Source organism: Streptococcus sp. 517s (assembly GCF_054445985.1).
Genome location: NZ_CM136847.1, coordinates 1256504 through 1276645, shown reverse-complemented (window position 1 = coordinate 1276645; position 20142 = coordinate 1256504). Strand labels below are relative to the sequence as shown.

The window sequence follows — 20142 nt, the reverse complement described above, 5'->3', positions numbered from 1 at the left end:
TTACAATTATATCATGAAAGCCCTTGAAACAAAAGTACTACCTCTCTGTTGTCACAAGTAGAAAGAAATTGTTATGTCTGAACGTAAAATATCTAAAAAATCTCTTGAAAATCTCAGAAAATCAAATCAAGAATCCAATTTTTTAACTAGAGAAGCGATTGAGACTGCTCTTTTGCAACTTCTGGAGAAAAAAGACTTGGCTAAGATTAGTATATCAGAGTTGGTCAAGCGGGCGGGTGTCTCACGCGCTGCCTTCTATCGTAACTATGACTCCAAAGAAGAGATTTTAGAAGGCGTCTTTAAACGCAGTGTCCACAATATTATGGAACAGTTGAGCCATTACGATGTCAAAACAGACCTTTATCTAGTCTGGGTTCACCTTTTCCGGGCAGCCAAGAAAGAAGCCAAGGTTATCCAACTTGCTCTGGACTACCACTTGGAGAAGATTTTCGTCCAAGCCATGCAGGAATTTCTGGAAAAATACCACGGAAATTCAAAAGGCGTTAGTAGCTACCTTCATTCCTTTTGGAGTTCTGCCATCGTATCGGTACTGCTCAAATGGATCAAGGATGGCATGAAGGTTCCAGCTGAAAAGATTGCAGATTTACGCTTGCCATTTTTCAAAAAATAGGGGATAAGGAGAAGACTTATGACAGAAAAAAGACTGGCTTGGGATGAGTACTTTGCAGCCCAGGCTTTACTGATTGCCAATCGTTCGACCTGTAAACGTGCCAAGGTGGGAGCTGTCCTAGTCAAGGATAATAAGGTCATTTCAACAGGTTACAATGGTTCTGTATCTGGAACGGAGCACTGTATTGACCACGAATGTCTAGTCATTGAAGGACACTGTGTCCGAACCCTTCACGCCGAGGTTAATGCTATTCTCCAAGGGGCTGAGCGAGGGGTTCCCAGAGGATTTACAGCCTATGTGACCCATTTTCCGTGCCTGAACTGCACCAAACAACTGCTTCAAGTTGGTTGTAAGCGCGTGGTTTATATCAACCAGTACCGAATGGATGACTATGCCCAGTACCTTTATCATGAAAAAGGCACCGAGTTAACCCATTTACCATTAGAGACTGTTCAGACAGCTCTCCAAGAGGCAGATTTGATCTAAAAATTAATAAAAATAAATGGTTTAGAAAGCTTTTTAAACCGTTTTTTGATATAATAAGAAGAATAAATTGAAAGAAGGAACTCAGAAAATGGGAAAAATTGAAGTCATTAATCATCCACTCATTCAACACAAATTGTCAATCTTGCGTCGTACAGACACTTCTACAAAAGCTTTTCGTGAACTAGTAGATGAGATTGCAATGTTGATGGGATATGAAGTACTTCGTGATCTTCCACTTGAAGATGTGGAAATCGAAACACCTATCACAAAGACCGTTCAAAAACAATTGGCTGGTAAAAAATTGGCGATTGTCCCAATCTTGCGTGCAGGTATCGGGATGGTAGATGGCCTCTTGAATCTAGTTCCAGCAGCAAAAGTTGGACACATCGGTATGTACCGTGATGAAGAAACCCTTCAACCAGTTGAATACTTGGTGAAATTGCCTGAGGATATTGACCAACGTCAAATCTTTGTCGTTGATCCAATGTTGGCAACAGGTGGCTCAGCAATCTTGGCTGTAGATTCGCTTAAAAAACGAGGCGCTTCAAATATCAAGTTTGTCTGCCTAGTATCTGCTCCAGAAGGAGTGAAAGCTCTTCAAGAAGCACACCCAGATGTAGAGATCTTTACAGCGGCTTTGGATGAACGCTTGAACGAACACGGTTATATCGTTCCAGGTCTTGGAGATGCTGGAGACCGCTTGTTCGGTACCAAATAAAATTCCAAAGTAAATATTGAAACTAGAAGTTCGTTTTTAACTTGAAAGGAGGTTGAGTTTTTGTTTCTGTTTAGAGAATAGAGCAAAAATTTGACCTTTTTTGACCAAAAAGATATAATAGTTCTGTATTGAGTCGTATGACTAAGAAAATTTAACATTAAAAGGAGAAATGAATGATTCCTGTAGTTATTGAACAAACAAGCCGTGGAGAACGTTCATATGATATTTACTCACGTCTACTAAAAGATCGTATCATCATGTTGACTGGACCAGTTGAAGACAACATGGCCAACTCCGTTATTGCCCAATTGCTCTTCTTGGATGCCCAAGACAGTACAAAAGATATTTACCTTTATGTCAACACACCTGGAGGCTCTGTTTCAGCTGGTTTGGCAATCGTTGATACCATGAACTTTATCAAGGCAGATGTCCAAACCATCGTGATGGGGATGGCAGCCTCAATGGGGACTATCATTGCATCAAGTGGAGCGAAAGGAAAACGCTTTATGCTTCCAAATGCAGAGTACATGATTCACCAACCAATGGGTGGTACAGGCGGTGGTACCCAACAAACAGATATGGCAATCGCTGCAGAACATTTACTCAAAACTCGTAAGACTTTGGAGCAAATTCTTGCAGATAACTCTGGTAAAACAGTTGAGCAAATTCATGCTGATGCTGAACGTGATTACTGGATGAGCGCCCAAGAAACACTTGAATATGGCTTTATTGATGAAATCATGGCCAACAATTCTTTGAGCTAACCAACTTAAAAAGCAAACTCGACGGGGTTTGCTTTTTTTGATATAATAGGAGAAGATTTCTTAGAAAGAGGATTTATCATGTTTGAAAAGGTCAATCGATCAGGATTAATCATCTATCTTTACTATAATCGGGATGCAAAGAAACTTCAGGAATACGGTGACATCTGTTACCATTCTAAGAAGCATCGTTACTTGCAGCTCTATGTTCCAACTGAGGAGTTAGATGACTTAGTAGAGAGATTAGGTAAGGAAAGATTTATCAAGAAAATTAGACGGTGTCACATTCAAGAGTTAGAAACTCCCTTTGTTGGCAATCTCTATCGAAACGAAGAAAACGTTATCATTTAAAAAAGTGAATAAAAAGGTTGACAATTTTCTGATAATTCGGTATATTCTTAACATACTATTTTGGAACAATATTATAAGGAGATAAAAAATGAAGAAAAAATTTGCCCTATCTTTTGTGGCCCTTGCTAGCGTAGCCCTTCTCGCTGCCTGTGGAGAGGTCAAATCAGGAGCCTCAAACGCTGCTGGTAACTCAGTCGATGAAAAGACAATTAAAATCGGATTTAACTTTGAAGAAACAGGTGCCGTAGCAGCCTATGGAACATCTGAACAAAAAGGTGCTCAACTTGCTGTTGATGAAATCAATGCTGCAGGTGGTATCGATGGAAAACAAATCGAAGTTGTGGATAAAGATAACAAATCTGAAACTGCTGAGGCTGCCTCTGTTACAACTAACCTAGTGACCCAATCAAAAGTTACAGCTATCGTAGGGCCTGCGACATCTGGTGCAACTGCTGCAGCTGTAGCTAACGCTACCAAAGCTGGAGTGCCATTGATTTCACCAAGTGCTACTCAAGACGGTTTGACTAAAGGTCAAGATTACCTATTTATCGGAACATTCCAAGATAGCTTCCAAGGGAAGATTATTTCTAACTATGTAACAAACAAATTGAATGCTAAGAAGGTTGTTCTTTATACTGACAATGCTAGTGACTATGCTAAAGGTATTGCTAAATCTTTCCGCGAAACCTACAAGGGTGAGATTGTAGCAGATGAAACGTTTGTAGCAGGTGATACAGACTTCCAAGCAGCCCTTACTAAAATGAAAGGGAAAGAGTTTGACGCTATCGTTGTTCCAGGCTACTACACAGAAGCAGGTAAAATTGTAAACCAAGCCCGTGGTATGGGAATTGATAAACCAATCGTTGGTGGTGATGGATTTAACGGTGAAGAATTTGTTCAACAAGCAACAGCTGAAAAAGCATCAAACATTTACTTCATCTCAGGATTCTCAACTACAGTTGATGTTTCTAAAAAAGCTAAAGCCTTCCTTGAAGCATACCGTGCTAAATACAATGAAGAACCTTCAACCTTCTCAGCCTTGGCTTATGACTCAGTTTACCTAGTAGCCAATGCTGCAAAAGGTGCTAAAAACTCAGGTGAAATCAAGGACAACCTTGCTAAAACAAAAGATTTTGATGGTGTAACTGGTCAAACGAGCTTTGATGCTGACCACAATACAGTGAAAACTGCTTACATGATGACCATGAACAATGGTAAAGTAGAAGCAGCAGAAGTTGTAAAACCATAACATTAGAATAGTAGTTGAAATAGGGAATGAGCCTTTGACTCACTCCCTGTTTCGGTGTTTATGAACTTGTGAAAATGATGAAATTTTCTAAAAAATAACGATAGAAAAGAGTGAATGCTATGCTCCAACAACTTGTGAATGGTTTAATTCTGGGTAGTGTTTATGCACTTTTGGCCTTGGGTTATACCATGGTTTATGGAATTATCAAACTCATCAACTTCGCCCACGGTGATATTTATATGATAGGTGCCTTTATTGGTTACTTTTTGATCAATTCCTTCCAAATGGATTTCTTTTTAGCTTTGATTATTTCAATGGCAGGAACTGCACTACTTGGTGTTGTGATTGAATTTCTTGCCTACCGTCCTTTGCGACACTCTACACGTATTGCCGTATTGATTACTGCCATTGGGGTGTCTTTCCTACTGGAATATGGAATGGTTTATCTCGTGGGTGCCAATACTCGTGCCTTCCCTCAAGCAATTGAAACAGTCCGCTTTGACTTGGGGCCAATTAGCTTGACAAATGTTCAATTGATGATTTTAGCAGTTTCTGTACTCTTGATGGTTTTATTGCAATTGATCGTCCAAAAAACAAAAATGGGGAAAGCCATGCGTGCGGTATCAGTTGATAGTGACGCAGCTCAATTGATGGGAATTAATGTAAATCGTACAATCAGCTTTACCTTTGCTTTGGGTTCAGCCCTTGCTGGCGCGGCAGGTGTCCTCATTGCTCTTTACTACAACTCTCTTGAACCTTTGATGGGCGTGACTCCAGGTCTAAAATCATTCGTTGCAGCCGTACTTGGTGGTATCGGGATTATTCCTGGTGCAGCTCTAGGGGGATTTGTGATTGGCTTGTTGGAAACTTTTGCAACTGCCTTCGGTATGTCTGATTTCCGTGATGCTATCGTATATGGAATCTTGCTTTTAATTCTGATTATTCGTCCTGCAGGTATCCTTGGTAAAAATGTGAAAGAGAAGGTGTAAACAATGAAGACAAATCTTAAAGTAAATATTCTCTGGTTATTCCTTCTGTTAGCGGGTTATGGATTGATTAGCGTATTGGTTTCTGCTGGTGTTCTCAATCTATTCCATGTCCAAATTTTAGAACAAATTGGGATTAATATCATCCTTGCAGTAGGTCTGAACTTAATCGTTGGTTTTTCAGGACAATTCTCACTCGGTCATGCAGGTTTTATGGCGATTGGGGCTTATGCAGCAGCGATTATTGGTTCAAAATCACCAACCTATGGTGCCTTCTTTGGAGCAATGATTTTGGGAGCCTTGATTTCTGGTGCAGTCGCTTTGCTCGTTGGGATTCCAACACTCCGCTTGAAGGGTGACTACCTAGCTGTTGCGACACTAGGTGTTTCGGAAATCATCCGTATCTTTATCATTAATGGTGGAAGTTTGACCAACGGTGCTGCTGGTATCTTGGGTATTCCAAACTTTACCAACTGGCAAATGGTTTATCTTTTTGTGGTGATCACAACTATTGCAACTCTCAACTTCTTACGTAGTCCAATTGGACGCTCTACTCTATCTGTTCGTGAGGATGAGATTGCTGCAGAGTCCGTTGGGGTAAACACTACAAAAATAAAGATTATCGCTTTTGTCTTTGGTGCTATTACAGCAAGTATTGCTGGTTCACTTCAGGCTGGTTTTATCGGATCTGTTGTGCCAAAAGATTACACCTTTATTAATTCCATCAATGTGTTGATTATCGTTGTCTTTGGTGGACTTGGCTCTATTACTGGTACCATCGTTTCAGCGATTGTTTTAGGAATTTTAAATATGCTCCTTCAAGATGTTGCTAGCGTACGTATGATTATCTACGCCTTGGCTCTTGTATTGGTCATGATTTTCAGACCAGGTGGACTTCTTGGGACATGGGAATTGAGTCTATCACGTTTCTTTAAAAAATCTAAGAAGGAGGGACAAAACTAATGGCACTACTTGAAGTTAAACAATTAACCAAACATTTTGGCGGTCTAACAGCTGTTGGAGATGTCACTCTTGAATTGAACGAGGGAGAGTTGGTTGGTCTAATTGGACCAAACGGGGCTGGTAAAACAACCCTTTTCAATCTCTTGACCGGCGTTTATGAACCAAGCGAAGGTACTGTGACACTAGATGGTCACCTCCTAAATGGGAAAACTCCCTACAAGATTGCCTCACTTGGTCTCAGTCGTACCTTCCAAAATATTCGTTTGTTCAAGGACTTGACAGTTTTGGAAAATGTTTTGATCGCATTTAGCAATCATCATAAACAGCATGTCCTTGCGAGCTTTCTACGTCTGCCAGCTTTTTATAAGAATGAGGAAGAATTAAAAAGTAAAGCTTTGGACTTGCTGAAGATCTTTGATTTGGATTGTGACGCAGATACTCTTGCTAAGAATCTTGCCTATGGTCAACAACGTCGATTAGAAATCGTTCGTGCTCTGGCAACTGAACCTAAAATCCTCTTTTTGGATGAACCGGCAGCTGGGATGAATCCACAAGAAACGGCTGAATTGACAGAACTGATCCGTCGTATCAAAGATGAATTTAAAATTACTATCATGCTCATCGAACACGACATGAATTTGGTTATGGAAGTCACTGAGCGTATCTATGTTCTGGAATATGGTCGCTTGATTGCTCAGGGAACTCCTGACGAAATTAAGACGAATAAACGCGTTATCGAAGCTTATCTAGGAGGTGAAGCCTAATGCCTATGTTAAAAGTTGAAAACCTCTCTGTACATTATGGTATGATCCAAGCAGTTCGTGATGTGAGTTTCGAGGTTAATGAAGGAGAAGTTGTTTCCCTTATCGGTGCCAATGGTGCTGGTAAAACAACCATTCTTCGTACCCTTTCAGGTTTGGTTCGCCCAAGTGCTGGTAAAATTCAGTTTTTAGGAAAAGAAATTCAAAAGTTGCCAGCGCAAAAAATCGTGGCAGGTGGCCTTTCACAAGTTCCTGAGGGACGCCATGTTTTCCCAGGTTTGACTGTTATGGAAAACTTGGAAATGGGAGCCTTTTTAAAGAAGAATCGTGAAGAAAATCAAGCCAACTTGAAAAAAGTCTTTTCACGTTTCCCTCGTCTGGAAGAACGCAAAAACCAAGATGCGGCAACTCTTTCAGGTGGTGAACAGCAGATGCTGGCTATGGGACGCGCTCTCATGTCTACACCTAAGCTCCTTCTCTTGGATGAGCCGTCAATGGGACTTGCCCCGATCTTTATCCAAGAAATTTTTGATATCATTCAAGATATTCAGAAGCAAGGAACAACAGTTCTCCTAATTGAACAGAACGCGAACAAGGCCCTTGCTATCTCTGACCGTGGCTATGTACTTGAAACAGGAAAGATTGTCCTATCAGGAACAGGAAAAGAACTCGCAGCATCAGATGAAGTCAGAAAAGCATATCTAGGTGGCTAAAAAGGTCCGGGGGACCTTTTTAGTCGGCAGATAAGGATTGCGCAAGCAATTTCCCCATAGTCCGGGGGACCTTTTTAGTCGGCAGATAAGGATTACGTAAGTAATCATCCGATCCAGTGGATTGTTTTGTAGATGAATTTGAAGAGCTCCAAATTTGGGGCTCTTTCTTCGTTTGCTTACTATTTTGATGAACCTGATTTGAGCATCCGTTTTCTTAATATAGAATCTAACTTGACAAAAACATGTGTTCATCATATAATTAAATAAACAAAAATATTGAACAAAAGAGGCTGAGAATATGCTATCAGAAAAACAATTTAAACTTTTACGTTTTTTGTTGACTCACAAAGATGAAAACTTTACTCAGAGACAATTGGCTGAACAGCTAGATATCGCTTTGGGGACAGTAAATAATCTTCTCAAGGAATGTAAAGAAGAGAAGTGGATCAGTGAGGAAAATCACTTAACTGACTTAGGTGAGGAGGCTTTAACTCCGTATCAGGTGAAGAATGCCATTATCATGGCTGCAGGTATGAGTAGCCGCTTTGCTCCTTTGTCTTATGAGCTACCTAAAGGATTGCTTCAAGTCAAAGGTGAGCGTTTGATTGAGAGAGAAATCAAGCAATTGCAAGAAGCTGGGATAGAGGACATTACAGTTATTGTAGGATATCTGCAAGAAAAAATGTTCTATCTGGCAGAAAAGTTTGGCGTTAAAATTGTTGTGAATAATGATTACTACAAGTACAACAACTGTTCTTCTCTCATGCTAGTCAGAGATCAACTTTCTAACACTTATATTTGCTCTTCGGATAATTATTTTGTGGAAAATCCGTTTGAGCGATACATTTACAGAGGTTATTATTCGACTATATTTGCAGAAGGGGACACAGACGAATACTGCTCTAAGGAAGACTCCAATCACACGATTATCGATATTCAAATCGGTGGGACGAATACTTGGGCTATGGTAGGGCATGTTTATTTTGATCGTGCATTTAGTGAAAAATTCGTAGATATTTTAGAAACTGAATTTAAGCATGAACCATATCGCGAACAGCTCTGGGAAGATTATTATAGTCGTCACGTCAAGGAACTTCCTTTGGAAGCTCGGCATTATTCAGCAGACATTGTTAAGGAGTTTGATTCACTAGATGAGTTGCGTCAGTTTGATGAACACTATTTGGTGAATACTAATTCGGAAATCATTGATAACATCTGTAAGACATTGGGATGTGTAGCTTCAGATATTGTCAATATCAAACCTCTAAAAGACGGTTTAACCAACACTTCGTTTTCATTTGACTGCCTAGGGAAGAAATATGTTTACCGTCATCCAGGTAGAGGAACGGAGAATTATATCGATCGTGCTAGTGAAGCGGCTTCCATGGAAATTGCTGCAAAATTGAAGATTGACCGTACCTTTGTTGCCATGAACAAGGATGAGGGCTGGAAAATTTCAGAATTTATCCCTAACGCCAAGCAACTAGATTATGATAATTGGGATGATGTAGCAAAAGCAATGGAATTCTTGAGACGCTTGCACCAATCTGGAGAAAAAACGGGACATTCCTTTGACCAATTTGAGGGAATTGATGATTTTAGACAAAAATTAAAGGCTAGCAATCGTTTTGAATTTGATGGGCTTGAAGAGTTGGATCAGAATGTCTCAGTTCTTGAGAAGTTTCTACAAGAAGATCAAGCGAAAAAGGTTCTCTGCCACGGAGATTCTTATAGCCCGAATTTCTTGTTGAATGAAGCTGGCGAAATGAGCTTGATTGATTGGGAATATTCTGGTATGGGAGATCCAGCAGGAGATTTAGGGACCTTTATTGGATGTTCAAATTATACAGTAGAAGAAGCCGAAAAGGTACTTGAAATCTATCTACAAGAGGTTCCAGATAAGAAAACCAAACGTCACTATTTTGCCTATGTATCAGTGACTTCATATTATTGGTTCTTGTGGGCCCTATTCCAAGAAAGCGTTGGAAAACCAGTAGGCGAATTTCTTTATATCTGGTATCGTTATACCAAGCAGTATGGAAAACTTGCATTAGATTTATATTTGGAGGAGAATTGAGATGAAGCCGACATCTGAAATTGAAGAATTAATAGCAAATGAAACGAAAAGAAGGCTAGAAGAAATGGAATCACCAAACTATGTGTTTGCTCAGCCATTTCTAAAAAGTGATTTTACTATAGTCATCGTCTTAGTTCTAATTAACCTTATTCTGATTATTCTAGCCATGACAGGAGGTATTCAATAAAATGTCCAAGATGAATGACTTCATTCAACAGGAGACCATAACGGGAATAGTTCCCATGACCAACAGGGATCGTCAGTATTCTTTCTGGGATCTCTTCCTGTCGACCAGTGGTTTTGCCATCGCAACTTGGTGTTATACCCAAGGAGCCTATGTGGCTCAATATTTGACCTTTAATCAAATGTTGATTAATATTTTTAGTTTCAACATTATCTGGGTTTTTATCGAATGTCTCCCAATCTTGTTTGCTGTTAAATATGGAATTGATTTGTGGATTTGGTTGAGAGCCGTTCTAGGTAGAAAAGGGGTGGCCTTGCTATCAACCATTATTAGCTTGGCTAACTTTGGCTGGTACGCCGTTGCAGCTAATCTTTTTGCCAGCTCCATGATTCATTTGGCAAACAATTTTGGACTTGGTTTAGACAAGGGAGTATGGGCACCGATTCTAGGCACCCTCTGTGTTCTCCTTGGAACGCTGATTGCTCTTGGAGGTCCAGAAGTGATTAAATGGACCAATCGATTCTTGGTCATCGCCCTGCTGATTGTCGGTCTGATTATTGTTGGAATCTGTTTTGTAGCCGTGCCTATCACTGACATTATGAACATTCAACCAGCAACTCAAGGAGATTTAACGCCTTTAGAACGCTTTATGCTCTCTGGAGAAGGAAATGTTGCCTTTGCCTTCTCTTGGTCTACACAAGCATTGGTCTTGCCACGTTTGGCAAAATCAGAACGTAGTGGCTATTGGGCTACAGCCTTATCATACGGAGTTGTTGCGCCCTTCTTCGTTGCGACAGGTGGAGTGATGGCTTTGGCCATGTTTGTTAAAACAGGTGTTTATGAAAGTGATCCAACAACCATGCTATCAACTCTAAGCACACCTGCCTTTGCTCTCTTAAGTCTACTACTAGTAGCCTTTGCCAATATTGGAACCCAAGGGACAGGATCGTATGTGAACTGTATGATTGTCAAAAGTGGGATGCCCAAAGTAAGCTATAAACTAATGGTTTGGATTGCCATGGTATACGTGAGCCTACTTACAATCTGGGGGGGAGTGGAAGAGTACTTCGGTTCCTTCATCTCACTAGCCGCTTATATTCAGGGGCCAATTATTGGTATGATTGTTGTTGACTATTTTATCTTAAGAAAACGAAAACTCGACTTGCGGTCAGCCTATTTCCTTGAAGGACATAAAGCTTATGAGTTTACAAATGGCTTTAATCTGGTAGGATTATCTTGTGTAATCATTTCTTTGTTAGTTGCGGTACTATTTGTTTACAACCCTGTAACTGCACAAATTCAAAGTTCAATCTTTTTAGTCACAACGGGTAGTGGCTTTACTGCGATTTTTGGTGGGTTATTGTACTGGCTAGCTAGCTTAACTCCTTTAAAACGCTATATGATCAAGGATCGAGATTCCGTTACGATTTAAGGATAGAGGATTGATTAGAAGTACTCGAGTATGCCCCCTGATGGAGGCTTTAGAAAATCTTTATTGATACGGTAGAAAATAGGCTGAACAGGTACTTAAAATTTTTATAGAAGAAATTTCAAATGTGAAAACGAAATACAGCTATCTAGCTCAAGTGTTTGGGGCATCATACTATTACTCCTTTGTGAGGATTATTTCAGGAGAGTGTCTGTAAATCTATTAGCGGAGTTTTTCTATATTTGGTACCACTATAGTGGGCAGTATGGTCAACTAAAATTAATTTTTAGTCGGAGGACTGACAAAATGAGAATTGGTATTGAACTTGAACAATTAGTTGTAGGTGAAACTAAAAAATGACTAGAAAAATGAAAGCCTTAATCTATGTGTATTTATCCCCTCTTTCTTAAAAGTTTATTTTACATAAGTAATTGATATGATTCTAGTCAATCATATTCTGATTATCCTAGCCATGACAGGAGGTATTCAATAAAATGTCCAAGATGAATGACTTCATTCAACAGGAGACCATAACGGGAATCGTTCCCATGACCAACAAGGATCGCCAATACTCTTTCTGGGATCTCTTCTTATCGACCAGTGGTTTTGCCATCGCAACTTGGTGTTATACCCAAGGAGCCTATGTGGCTCAATATTTGACCTTTAATCAAATGTTGATTAATATTTTTAGTTTCAACATTATCTGGGTTTTTATCGAATGTCTCCCAATCTTGTTTGCTGTTAAATATGGAATTGATTTGTGGATTTGGTTGAGAGCCGTTCTAGGTAGAAAAGGGGTGGCCGTTCTATCAACCGTGATTAGTCTGGCAAATTTTGGTTGGTACGCCGTTACCGCCAATCTTTTTGCCAGCTCCATGATTCATTTGGCAAATAATTTTGGACTTGGTTTAGACAAGGGAGTATGGGCACCGATTCTAGGCACCCTCTGTGTTCTCCTTGGAACGCTGATTGCTCTTGGGGGTCCAGAGGTGATTAAAGGAACTAATCGCTTTCTAGTGGTAGCCTTGTTATTTGTCGGGCTAATCATCGTTGGGATCTGTTTTGTTGCGGTTCCGATTAGGGATATTATGAATGTCCAACCTGCCATTCAAGAAAATTTAACACCGATTGAACGTTTTATGATGTCAGGGGAAGGAAATGTGGCCGTAGCCTTTTCTTGGTCTACACAAGCATTTGTCTTACCACGTTTGGCAAAATCAGAACGTAGTGGCTATTGGGCTACAGCCTTGTCATACGGGGTTGTTGCGCCATTCTTTGCTGCGACAGGTGGGGTGATGGCTTTGGCTATGTTTGTCAAAACAGGTGTCTATGAAAGTGATCCAACAACCATGCTTTCAACTCTAAGCACACCAGCCTTTGCCCTTTTAAGTTTACTATTGGTAGCTTTTGCTAATATTGGAACCCAGGGTACAGGATCGTACGTGAACTGTATGATTGTAAAAAGCGGGATGCCCAAAGTAAGCTATAAACTAATGGTTTGGATTGCCATGGTTTACGTGAGCCTACTCACCATCTGGGGAGGAGTGGATGAATACTTCGGTTCCTTTATCTCGCTGGCTGCCTATATTCAAGGCCCCATTATCGGAATGATTGTTGTTGACTACTTTATCTTAAGAAAACGAAAACTCGACTTGCGGTCAGCCTATTTCCTTGAAGGACATAAAGCTTATGAGTTTACAAATGGCTTTAATCTGGTAGGATTATCTTGTGTAATCATTTCTTTGTTAGTTGCAGTACTATTTGTTTACAACCCTATAACAAAGCACATCCAGAGTCCTATGTTCCTGCTTACAACTGGTAGTGGTTTTACTGCGATCTTTGGTGGTCTATTGTACTGGCTAGCTAGCTTAACTTCTTTAAAACGCTATATGATTAAGGATAGAGATTCCGTTACGATTTAAGTTTAAGAGAGAAGGCTATTTCTCTCTTTTTTTGTGATTGAATGTTACAAAATCTTGAAAAAGAGATGAAAGCGTTTGATAGTTTTTGTAAGAAAGTGTATAATTATAGTAGCAATATAGAAGGAGAAGTCTCATGGCAGTTAAAGATTTCATGACCCGTAAGGTAGTTTATATCAGTCCAGATACGACTGTAGCACACGCAGCAGATTTGATGCGTGAGCAAGGCCTGCACCGTTTACCTGTTATCGAAAATGATCAATTAGTCGGATTGGTAACAGAAGGAACCATTGCGGAAGCCAGCCCATCTAAAGCAACAAGTCTCTCTATCTATGAGATGAATTATCTTTTGAATAAAACCAAAGTAAAAGATGTGATGATTCGAGATGTCGTGACTGTTTCTGGATATGCTAGTCTAGAAGATGCGACCTATCTGATGCTGAAAAATAAAATTGGAATATTACCAGTCGTAGACAACCATCAAGTTTATGGCGTAATTACAGATCGTGATGTCTTTCGGGCATTCTTGGAAATTGCCGGATACGGAGAAGAGGGGATCCGCGTTCGTTTTATCACAGAAAATGAAGTCGGTGTGCTGGGAAAAATTGTAACTCTAATCGTAGAAGAAAATCTAAATATCTCGCACACAGTTAACATTCCACGTAAGGATGGCAAGGTCGTCATCGAAGTGCAAATTGATGGAAAAATCGATTTGACTTCATTAAAGGATAAGTTTGAAAAAGAAGGAATTCAAGTGGAGGAAATCACTCAGACCTCTGCCAAAGTCCTTTAAACCAGAGGCTTTCGGGCCTCTTTTCTTCTGCCACAAAAAGCGATGAAAAGCAAAATATGGAAAGAAATAAGAGATTATGGTATAATAAAACGATATGAAAAGGAGTATCTATGGACATTTCAGAAATTCGTCAAAAAATTGATGCAAATCGTGAAAAATTAGCTTCTTTCAGGGGGTCTCTTTGACCTCGAAGGCTTAGAGGAAGAGATTGCCATCTTGGAAAACAAGATGACAGAACCTGATTTTTGGAACGATAATATCGCGGCCCAAAAAACGTCGCAAGAATTAAATGAATTAAAAAACACCTACAACACCTTCCGTAAAATGGAAGAGTTGCAGGATGAAGTTGAGATTTTATTGGACTTTTTAGCAGAAGACGAGTCAGTCCATGGTGAACTGGTCGAGCAGCTAACCGAGTTGGATAAGATGATGACCAACTATGAGATGACCCTTCTCTTGTCAGAACCTTATGACCATAATAATGCCATCTTGGAAATTCATCCAGGATCTGGTGGTACTGAGGCTCAGGACTGGGGGGATATGTTGCTCCGTATGTACACTCGTTATGGAAATGCCAAAGGCTTTAAAGTAGAGGTCTTGGATTACCAAGCTGGTGATGAAGCGGGTATCAAGTCTGTGACCTTGTCTTTTGAAGGTCCAAATGCCTACGGCCTTCTCAAGTCAGAAATGGGTGTTCACCGTTTGGTCCGTATTTCACCATTTGACTCTGCCAAACGTCGCCATACTTCATTTACATCCGTAGAGGTTATGCCTGAGCTGGATGATACCATCGAAGTGGAGATTCGTGAAGATGATATCAAAATGGATACCTTCCGTTCAGGTGGTGCTGGTGGACAGAACGTCAATAAAGTTTCAACAGGTGTGCGTTTGACACACATTCCTACGGGAACTGTCGTCCAGTCAACGGTCGATCGTACCCAGTATGGAAATAGAGATCGTGCCATGAAGATGTTGCAGGCTAAGCTCTATCAGATGGAGCAAGAAAAGAAAGCTGCGGAAGTTGATTCCCTCAAAGGTGAGAAAAAAGAAATCACATGGGGAAGTCAGATCCGTTCTTATGTCTTCACACCTTATACTATGGTAAAAGATCACCGTACAAGCTTTGAAGTTTCCCAAGTAGATAAGGTCATGGATGGAGACCTTGATGGTTTCATCGATGCCTATCTCAAGTGGCGAATTAGCTAAGAAAGAAAGGAACTCATATGTCAATCATTGAAATGAGAGATGTTGTCAAAAAGTATGACAATGGAACGACTGCCCTGCGTGGTGTCTCTGTCACCATTGAACCAGGAGAGTTTGCCTATATCGTAGGACCTTCTGGGGCAGGTAAGTCAACCTTTATTCGAGCTTTATACCGAGAAGTAAAGATCGAAAAAGGAAGCCTATCAGTTGCAGGCTTTAATTTAGTTAAAATTAAGAAGAAAGATATCCCGCTTCTACGTCGTAGTGTTGGGGTTGTCTTTCAAGATTACAAACTCTTGCCTAAGAAAACGGTTTATGAGAATATTGCCTACGCAATGGAAGTTATCGGAGAGAATCGCCGTAACATCAAAAAACGTGTTATGGAAGTGTTGGACCTAGTAGGTTTGAAACACAAGGTTCGTTCTTTCCCGAATGAACTCTCAGGTGGAGAACAGCAACGGATTGCGATTGCCCGTGCGATTGTCAACAATCCTAAAGTATTGATTGCTGATGAACCAACAGGAAACTTGGACCCAGATAATTCGTGGGAAATTATGAATCTGTTGGAACGCATCAATCTTCAAGGTACAACTGTTTTGATGGCGACCCACAACAGCCAGATCGTAAATACCTTGCGCCACCGTGTCATTGCCATTGAAAACGGCCGTGTCGTTCGTGACGAAGCTAAAGGAGAATATGGATACGATGATTAGTAGATTTTTTCGCCATTTATTTGAATCATTAAAGAGTTTAAAACGAAATGGCTGGATGACAGTAGCAGCAGTAAGTTCGGTTATGATTACCTTGACACTCGTTGCCCTGTTTGCATCCGTAATTTTTAATACAGCAAAGCTGGCTACCGATATTGAAAACAACGTTCGTGTTATGGTCTACATTCGTAAGGATGTAGCGGATAACAGTGAAACGATTGAAAAAGAAGGTCAGACAGTTACCAATAATGACTACCACAAGGTCTATGACGCTTTGAAAGCTATGCCTGCTGTAAAAAGTGTTACCTTCTCAAGTAAAGAAGAACAATACGAGAAACTGACGGAAACAATGGGTGACGATTGGAAGGTCTTTGAAGGGGATGCAAACCCTCTCTATGATGCCTATATCGTCGATACAAATTCTCCGAGTGATGTTAAAACAGTAGCTGAAGAAGCAAAGAAAATTGAGGGAGTATCAGAAGTTCAAGATGGTGGAGCCAACACTCAACGACTTTTTGAACTAGCTTCCTTTATCCGTGTTTGGGGATTGGTTATTGCAGGGCTCTTGATTTTTATCGCAGTCTTCCTCATCTCCAATACCATTCGTATCACCATTATTTCACGTAGTCGTGAGATTCAGATCATGCGTCTTGTAGGAGCGAGAAATGGCTATATCCGTGGCCCATTCTTGCTAGAAGGTGCTTTTATTGGCTTGCTTGGCGCAGCGATTCCTTCAGTTCTTGTATTCTTTGTTTACAATATCGTTTATCAATCGGTCAATAAATCCTTGGTAGGTCAAAACTTGTCAATGATTACACCAGATGTGTTTGTCCCTTTGATGACAGTTCTACTATTTGTAATCGGAATTTTCATTGGTTCAATTGGTTCAGGAATTTCGATGCGTCGATTCTTGAAAATCTAATTGGATATAAATGCAAATTGAGATAAAAACAGAAAAACAAAACATTTTTAAAGAGAAGTTTTCGTAAACTTCTCTTTTTCCTTTTAAAAATTAAAAAAAGTAGACAATTTTTTTATAAAAGCCTTTACAAAAAAAAATAAAGTGGTATAATTGAATTATAAATAAGTGCAAACGTTTTCGTAAAACGTTTGCCTAAATAAAAATAAAGGAGATTTGAATGATGAAAGATACATTCAAAAATGTCTTGTCTTTCGAATTTTGGCAAAAATTCGGTAAGGCTTTGATGGTGGTTATCGCGGTTATGCCGGCTGCTGGTTTGATGATTTCAATCGGTAAGTCACTTGCAATGATTGACCCAAACCTTGCTCCCCTAGTGATTACTGGTGGCGTACTAGAGCAAATTGGTTGGGGGGTTATCGGTAACCTTCATATTTTGTTTGCCCTCGCTATTGGGGGAAGCTGGGCAAAAGAACGTGCAGGTGGTGCATTTGCAGCCGGGCTTGCCTTTATCTTGATTAACCGTATCACAGGTACTATCTTTGGAGTTACAAGTGATATGCTGAAAAACCCTGAGGCTATGGTCACTACTCTCTTTGGAGGCTCAATCAAAGTTTCTGATTACTTCATCAGTGTTCTTGAAGCACCAGCATTGAACATGGGTGTTTTTGTAGGGATTATCTCTGGTTTTGTAGGGGCAACTGCCTTTAACAAATACTACAACTACCGTAAACTTCCTGATGCGCTTTCATTCTTCAATGGGAAACGCTTCGTACCATTCGTTGTCATCCTTCGTTCAGCTATTGCAGCAATTGTACTTGCAGCTTTCTGGCCAGTAGTTCAAACAGGTATCAATAACTTTGGTATTTGGATTGCCAACTCTCAAGAAACTGCTCCAGTTCTCGCACCATTCTTGTATGGTACTTTGGAACGTTTGCTCTTGCCATTTGGTCTTCACCACATGTTGACAATCCCAATGAACTATACAGCTCTTGGTGGAACATACGAAATCCTTACTGGTGCAGCTAAAGGAACTCAAGTATTTGGTCAAGACCCACTTTGGCTTGCTTGGGTAACAGACCTTGTTAACCTTAAAGGTTCAAATGCTGACCAATACCAACACCTTCTTACAACTATCACTCCAGCTCGTTTCAAAGTTGGTCAAATGATCGGTTCATTCGGTATCTTGATGGGTGTCATCGTTGCTATCTACCGCAATGTTGATGCTGACAAGAAACACCAATACAAGGGTATGATGATTGCGACAGCCCTTGCAACATTCTTGACAGGGGTTACTGAACCTATCGAGTATATGTTTATGTTTATCGCAACACCTCTTTACCTAGTGTATGCTCTTGTTCAAGGTGCTGCCTTTGCTATGGCGGATATTGTTCACCTTCGTATGCACTCATTCGGTTCAATTGAATTCTTGACTCGTACTCCGCTAGCTATCAACGCTGGTCTTGGTATGGATATCATCAACTTTATCTGGGTAACTGTCCTCTTTGCAGTCATCATGTACTTCATTGCCAACTTCATGATTAAGAAATTCAACTATGCAACTCCAGGACGTAACGGGAACTATGAAACTGCTGAAGGAGCATCAGAAGATGCAGCTCCAGGAGAAACAAAAGTTGCAGCAGCTTCTCAAGCTGTAAATATCATTAACCTTCTTGGTGGTCGTGCAAACATCGTAGATGTAGATGCATGTATGACTCGTCTTCGTGTAACTGTTAAGGATGCAGATCGTGTTGGTACTGAGGAACAATGGAAAGCAGAAGGAGCTATGGGTCTTGTCATGAAAGGACAAGGTGTCCAAGCTATCTACGGACCAAAAGCTGACGTATTGAAATCTGATATCCAAGATATCCTTGACTCAGGTGAAGTAATTCCTGAAACTCTTCCAAGCCAAATGACAGAAGCTCAAAAGAATACTGTACACTTTAAAGGTGTAACTGAGGAAGTTTACTCAGTAGCTGATGGTCAAGTTATTGCCTTGGAACAAGTGAAAGATCCAGTCTTTGCTCAAAAAATGATGGGTGATGGTTTTGCAGTAGAACCAGCAAATGGAAACATTGTATCTCCAGTTACAGGTACTGTATCAAGTATCTTCCCAACAAAACATGCACTTGGGCTTGTTACTGAATCAGGTCTTGAAGTACTTGTTCATATTGGTTTGGATACTGTAAGTCTTGAAGGAAAACCATTTACTGTTCACGTTTCTGAAGGACAAAAAGTGGCTGCTGGTGACCTTCTTGTGACAGCTGACTTGGATGCTATCCGTGCAGCAGGTCGTGAAACATCAACAGTGGTTGTCTTTACAAATGGTGATGCTATCAAATCAGTTAAATTAGAACAAACAGGTTCTCTTGCAGCTAAAACAGCAGTTGCTAAAGTAGAATTGTAATATACTCGAGGTTGGAAGCTGTTTTCCAACCTCTTGTTTTAGGAGAAAAGCATGAAATTTTTAACACTCAATACTCATAGTTGGATGGAAAAAGAAGCAGAGGAAAAATTCCAGCTCTTGCTCCAAGATATTCTTGACAAAGATTATGATTTGATCTGTTTTCAAGAAATTAATCAAGAAATGAGTTCGCCTGAGGTAGAGGTTAACAATCACTATCAAGCTTTACCATCAGCAGAACCTATTCATCAGGACCACTATGTACGACTCCTGGTTGAAAAATTGGCTGAGAAAGGGAAAAACTACTACTGGACTTGGGCTTACAATCATATCGGCTATGACCGCTACCATGAAGGTGTAGCTATCTTATCCAAAACACCGATTAAGGCGCGTGAAATTTTAGTGTCAGATGTAGATGATCCAACGGACTACCATACTCGCCGTGTTGCCTTGGCGGAGACAGAAGTTGAAGATAAGGAGCTTGCTCTTGCAAGTGTCCATCTCTCTTGGTGGGATAAAGGTTTCCAAGAAGAGTGGGCACGATTTGAGGCTGTATTAAAAGAGTTGAACAAACCTCTGATTTTAGCAGGTGATTTTAATAATCCAGCTGGTCAAGAAGGCTATCAAGCGATTTTAGCTAGCCCATTAGGATTACAAGACGCATTTGAAGTTGCGAAAGAAAGAAGTGGTAGCTATACCGTTCCGCCAGAAATTGATGGCTGGAAAGGCAATACAGAACCACTACGAATCGACTATGTCTTTACGACAAAAGACTTAGAAGTAAAAAGTTTGCATGTAGTTTTTGATGGTCAAAATAGTCCACAAGTCAGTGACCACTATGGTTTGAATGCTATTTTAAACTGGAAATAAATATTTAAAAATGAA

Annotated in this window: 20 protein-coding genes; all 20 read left to right on the top strand. The window is 40.2% G+C overall.

Annotation, left to right across the window (positions count from 1 at the left end):
• Positions 1 to 73: 73 nt before the first annotated feature.
• The 20 genes from ACVX3R_RS06515 (at position 74) to ACVX3R_RS06420 (ending at position 20127) form a co-directional block, all read left to right on the top strand.
• Positions 74 to 631: a TetR/AcrR family transcriptional regulator gene (locus tag ACVX3R_RS06515; RefSeq protein WP_458794616.1), complete on the top strand. Its 558-nt coding sequence runs from the start codon at positions 74 to 76 to the stop codon at positions 629 to 631.
• Between the two features lie 18 nt (positions 632 to 649).
• The gene (locus ACVX3R_RS06510) at positions 650 to 1117 is read left to right on the top strand and encodes a deoxycytidylate deaminase (RefSeq protein ID WP_000136990.1); all 468 of its coding nucleotides are present in this window, start codon (positions 650 to 652) and stop codon (positions 1115 to 1117) included.
• 88 nt (positions 1118 to 1205) lie between these two features.
• A complete protein-coding gene (gene upp / locus ACVX3R_RS06505; protein ID WP_000515972.1) occupies positions 1206 to 1835 on the top strand; it encodes a uracil phosphoribosyltransferase in 630 nt (209 codons plus the stop codon).
• Positions 1836 to 2008: 173 nt separating this feature from the next.
• Positions 2009 to 2599 carry an ATP-dependent Clp protease proteolytic subunit ClpP gene (clpP, locus tag ACVX3R_RS06500; RefSeq protein WP_458794615.1) on the top strand — a complete coding sequence of 197 codons (591 nt, stop codon included), beginning with the start codon at positions 2009 to 2011 and terminating at the stop codon, positions 2597 to 2599.
• A 78-nt stretch (positions 2600 to 2677) separates the two neighbouring features.
• The gene (locus tag ACVX3R_RS06495; protein WP_000462130.1) at positions 2678 to 2947 is read left to right on the top strand and encodes a YlbG family protein; all 270 of its coding nucleotides are present in this window, start codon (positions 2678 to 2680) and stop codon (positions 2945 to 2947) included.
• 88 nt (positions 2948 to 3035) lie between these two features.
• Entirely contained in the window at positions 3036 to 4196 is a 1161-nt protein-coding gene (locus tag ACVX3R_RS06490; protein ID WP_458794614.1) for an ABC transporter substrate-binding protein, read from the top strand.
• Between the two features lie 119 nt (positions 4197 to 4315).
• Positions 4316 to 5185 carry a branched-chain amino acid ABC transporter permease gene (locus ACVX3R_RS06485; protein ID WP_007517552.1) on the top strand — a complete coding sequence of 290 codons (870 nt, stop codon included), beginning with the start codon at positions 4316 to 4318 and terminating at the stop codon, positions 5183 to 5185.
• 3 nt (positions 5186 to 5188) lie between these two features.
• A complete protein-coding gene (locus tag ACVX3R_RS06480) occupies positions 5189 to 6145 on the top strand; it encodes a branched-chain amino acid ABC transporter permease (protein WP_458794613.1) in 957 nt (318 codons plus the stop codon).
• Positions 6145 to 6909, top strand: a complete 765-nt coding sequence (locus ACVX3R_RS06475; RefSeq protein ID WP_458794612.1) for an ABC transporter ATP-binding protein — start codon at positions 6145 to 6147, stop codon at positions 6907 to 6909. The genes ACVX3R_RS06480 and ACVX3R_RS06475 overlap by 1 nt, the downstream gene beginning before the upstream one ends.
• The gene (locus tag ACVX3R_RS06470) at positions 6909 to 7619 is read left to right on the top strand and encodes an ABC transporter ATP-binding protein (RefSeq protein ID WP_458794611.1); all 711 of its coding nucleotides are present in this window, start codon (positions 6909 to 6911) and stop codon (positions 7617 to 7619) included. Before ACVX3R_RS06475 ends, ACVX3R_RS06470 begins: the two co-directional genes overlap by 1 nt.
• A 298-nt stretch (positions 7620 to 7917) precedes the next feature.
• The gene (locus ACVX3R_RS06465) at positions 7918 to 9696 is read left to right on the top strand and encodes a phosphotransferase (RefSeq protein WP_458794610.1); all 1779 of its coding nucleotides are present in this window, start codon (positions 7918 to 7920) and stop codon (positions 9694 to 9696) included.
• A 1-nt stretch (position 9697) separates the two neighbouring features.
• A complete protein-coding gene (locus tag ACVX3R_RS06460; protein WP_060805305.1) occupies positions 9698 to 9883 on the top strand; it encodes a hypothetical protein in 186 nt (61 codons plus the stop codon).
• Between the two features lies 1 nt (position 9884).
• The gene (locus ACVX3R_RS06455; protein WP_458794609.1) at positions 9885 to 11312 is read left to right on the top strand and encodes a cytosine permease; all 1428 of its coding nucleotides are present in this window, start codon (positions 9885 to 9887) and stop codon (positions 11310 to 11312) included.
• Between the two features lie 491 nt (positions 11313 to 11803).
• The gene (locus tag ACVX3R_RS06450; RefSeq protein WP_458794608.1) at positions 11804 to 13231 is read left to right on the top strand and encodes a cytosine permease; all 1428 of its coding nucleotides are present in this window, start codon (positions 11804 to 11806) and stop codon (positions 13229 to 13231) included.
• A gap of 133 nt (positions 13232 to 13364) precedes the next feature.
• Entirely contained in the window at positions 13365 to 14021 is a 657-nt protein-coding gene (locus ACVX3R_RS06445) for a CBS domain-containing protein (RefSeq protein ID WP_458794607.1), read from the top strand.
• Positions 14022 to 14131: 110 nt separating this feature from the next.
• A protein-coding gene (gene prfB, locus ACVX3R_RS06440) for a peptide chain release factor 2 (protein WP_458794606.1) occupies positions 14132 to 15227 on the top strand; the annotation gives its coding sequence in 2 pieces (ribosomal slippage) (positions 14132 to 14203 and positions 14205 to 15227; 1095 coding nt in all).
• A 17-nt stretch (positions 15228 to 15244) separates the two neighbouring features.
• Positions 15245 to 15937, top strand: coding sequence for a cell division ATP-binding protein FtsE (ftsE, locus tag ACVX3R_RS06435; protein ID WP_000022271.1), 693 nt, complete (start codon positions 15245 to 15247; stop codon positions 15935 to 15937).
• A complete protein-coding gene (gene ftsX / locus ACVX3R_RS06430; protein ID WP_000625557.1) occupies positions 15930 to 16856 on the top strand; it encodes a permease-like cell division protein FtsX in 927 nt (308 codons plus the stop codon). Before ftsE ends, ftsX begins: the two co-directional genes overlap by 8 nt.
• 217 nt (positions 16857 to 17073) lie before the next feature.
• Positions 17074 to 19260, top strand: a complete 2187-nt coding sequence (locus ACVX3R_RS06425) for a PTS transporter subunit IIBC (RefSeq protein WP_458794605.1) — start codon at positions 17074 to 17076, stop codon at positions 19258 to 19260.
• Positions 19261 to 19311: 51 nt separating this feature from the next.
• The gene (locus ACVX3R_RS06420) at positions 19312 to 20127 is read left to right on the top strand and encodes an endonuclease/exonuclease/phosphatase family protein (RefSeq protein WP_458794604.1); all 816 of its coding nucleotides are present in this window, start codon (positions 19312 to 19314) and stop codon (positions 20125 to 20127) included.
• Positions 20128 to 20142: the final 15 nt, after the last annotated feature.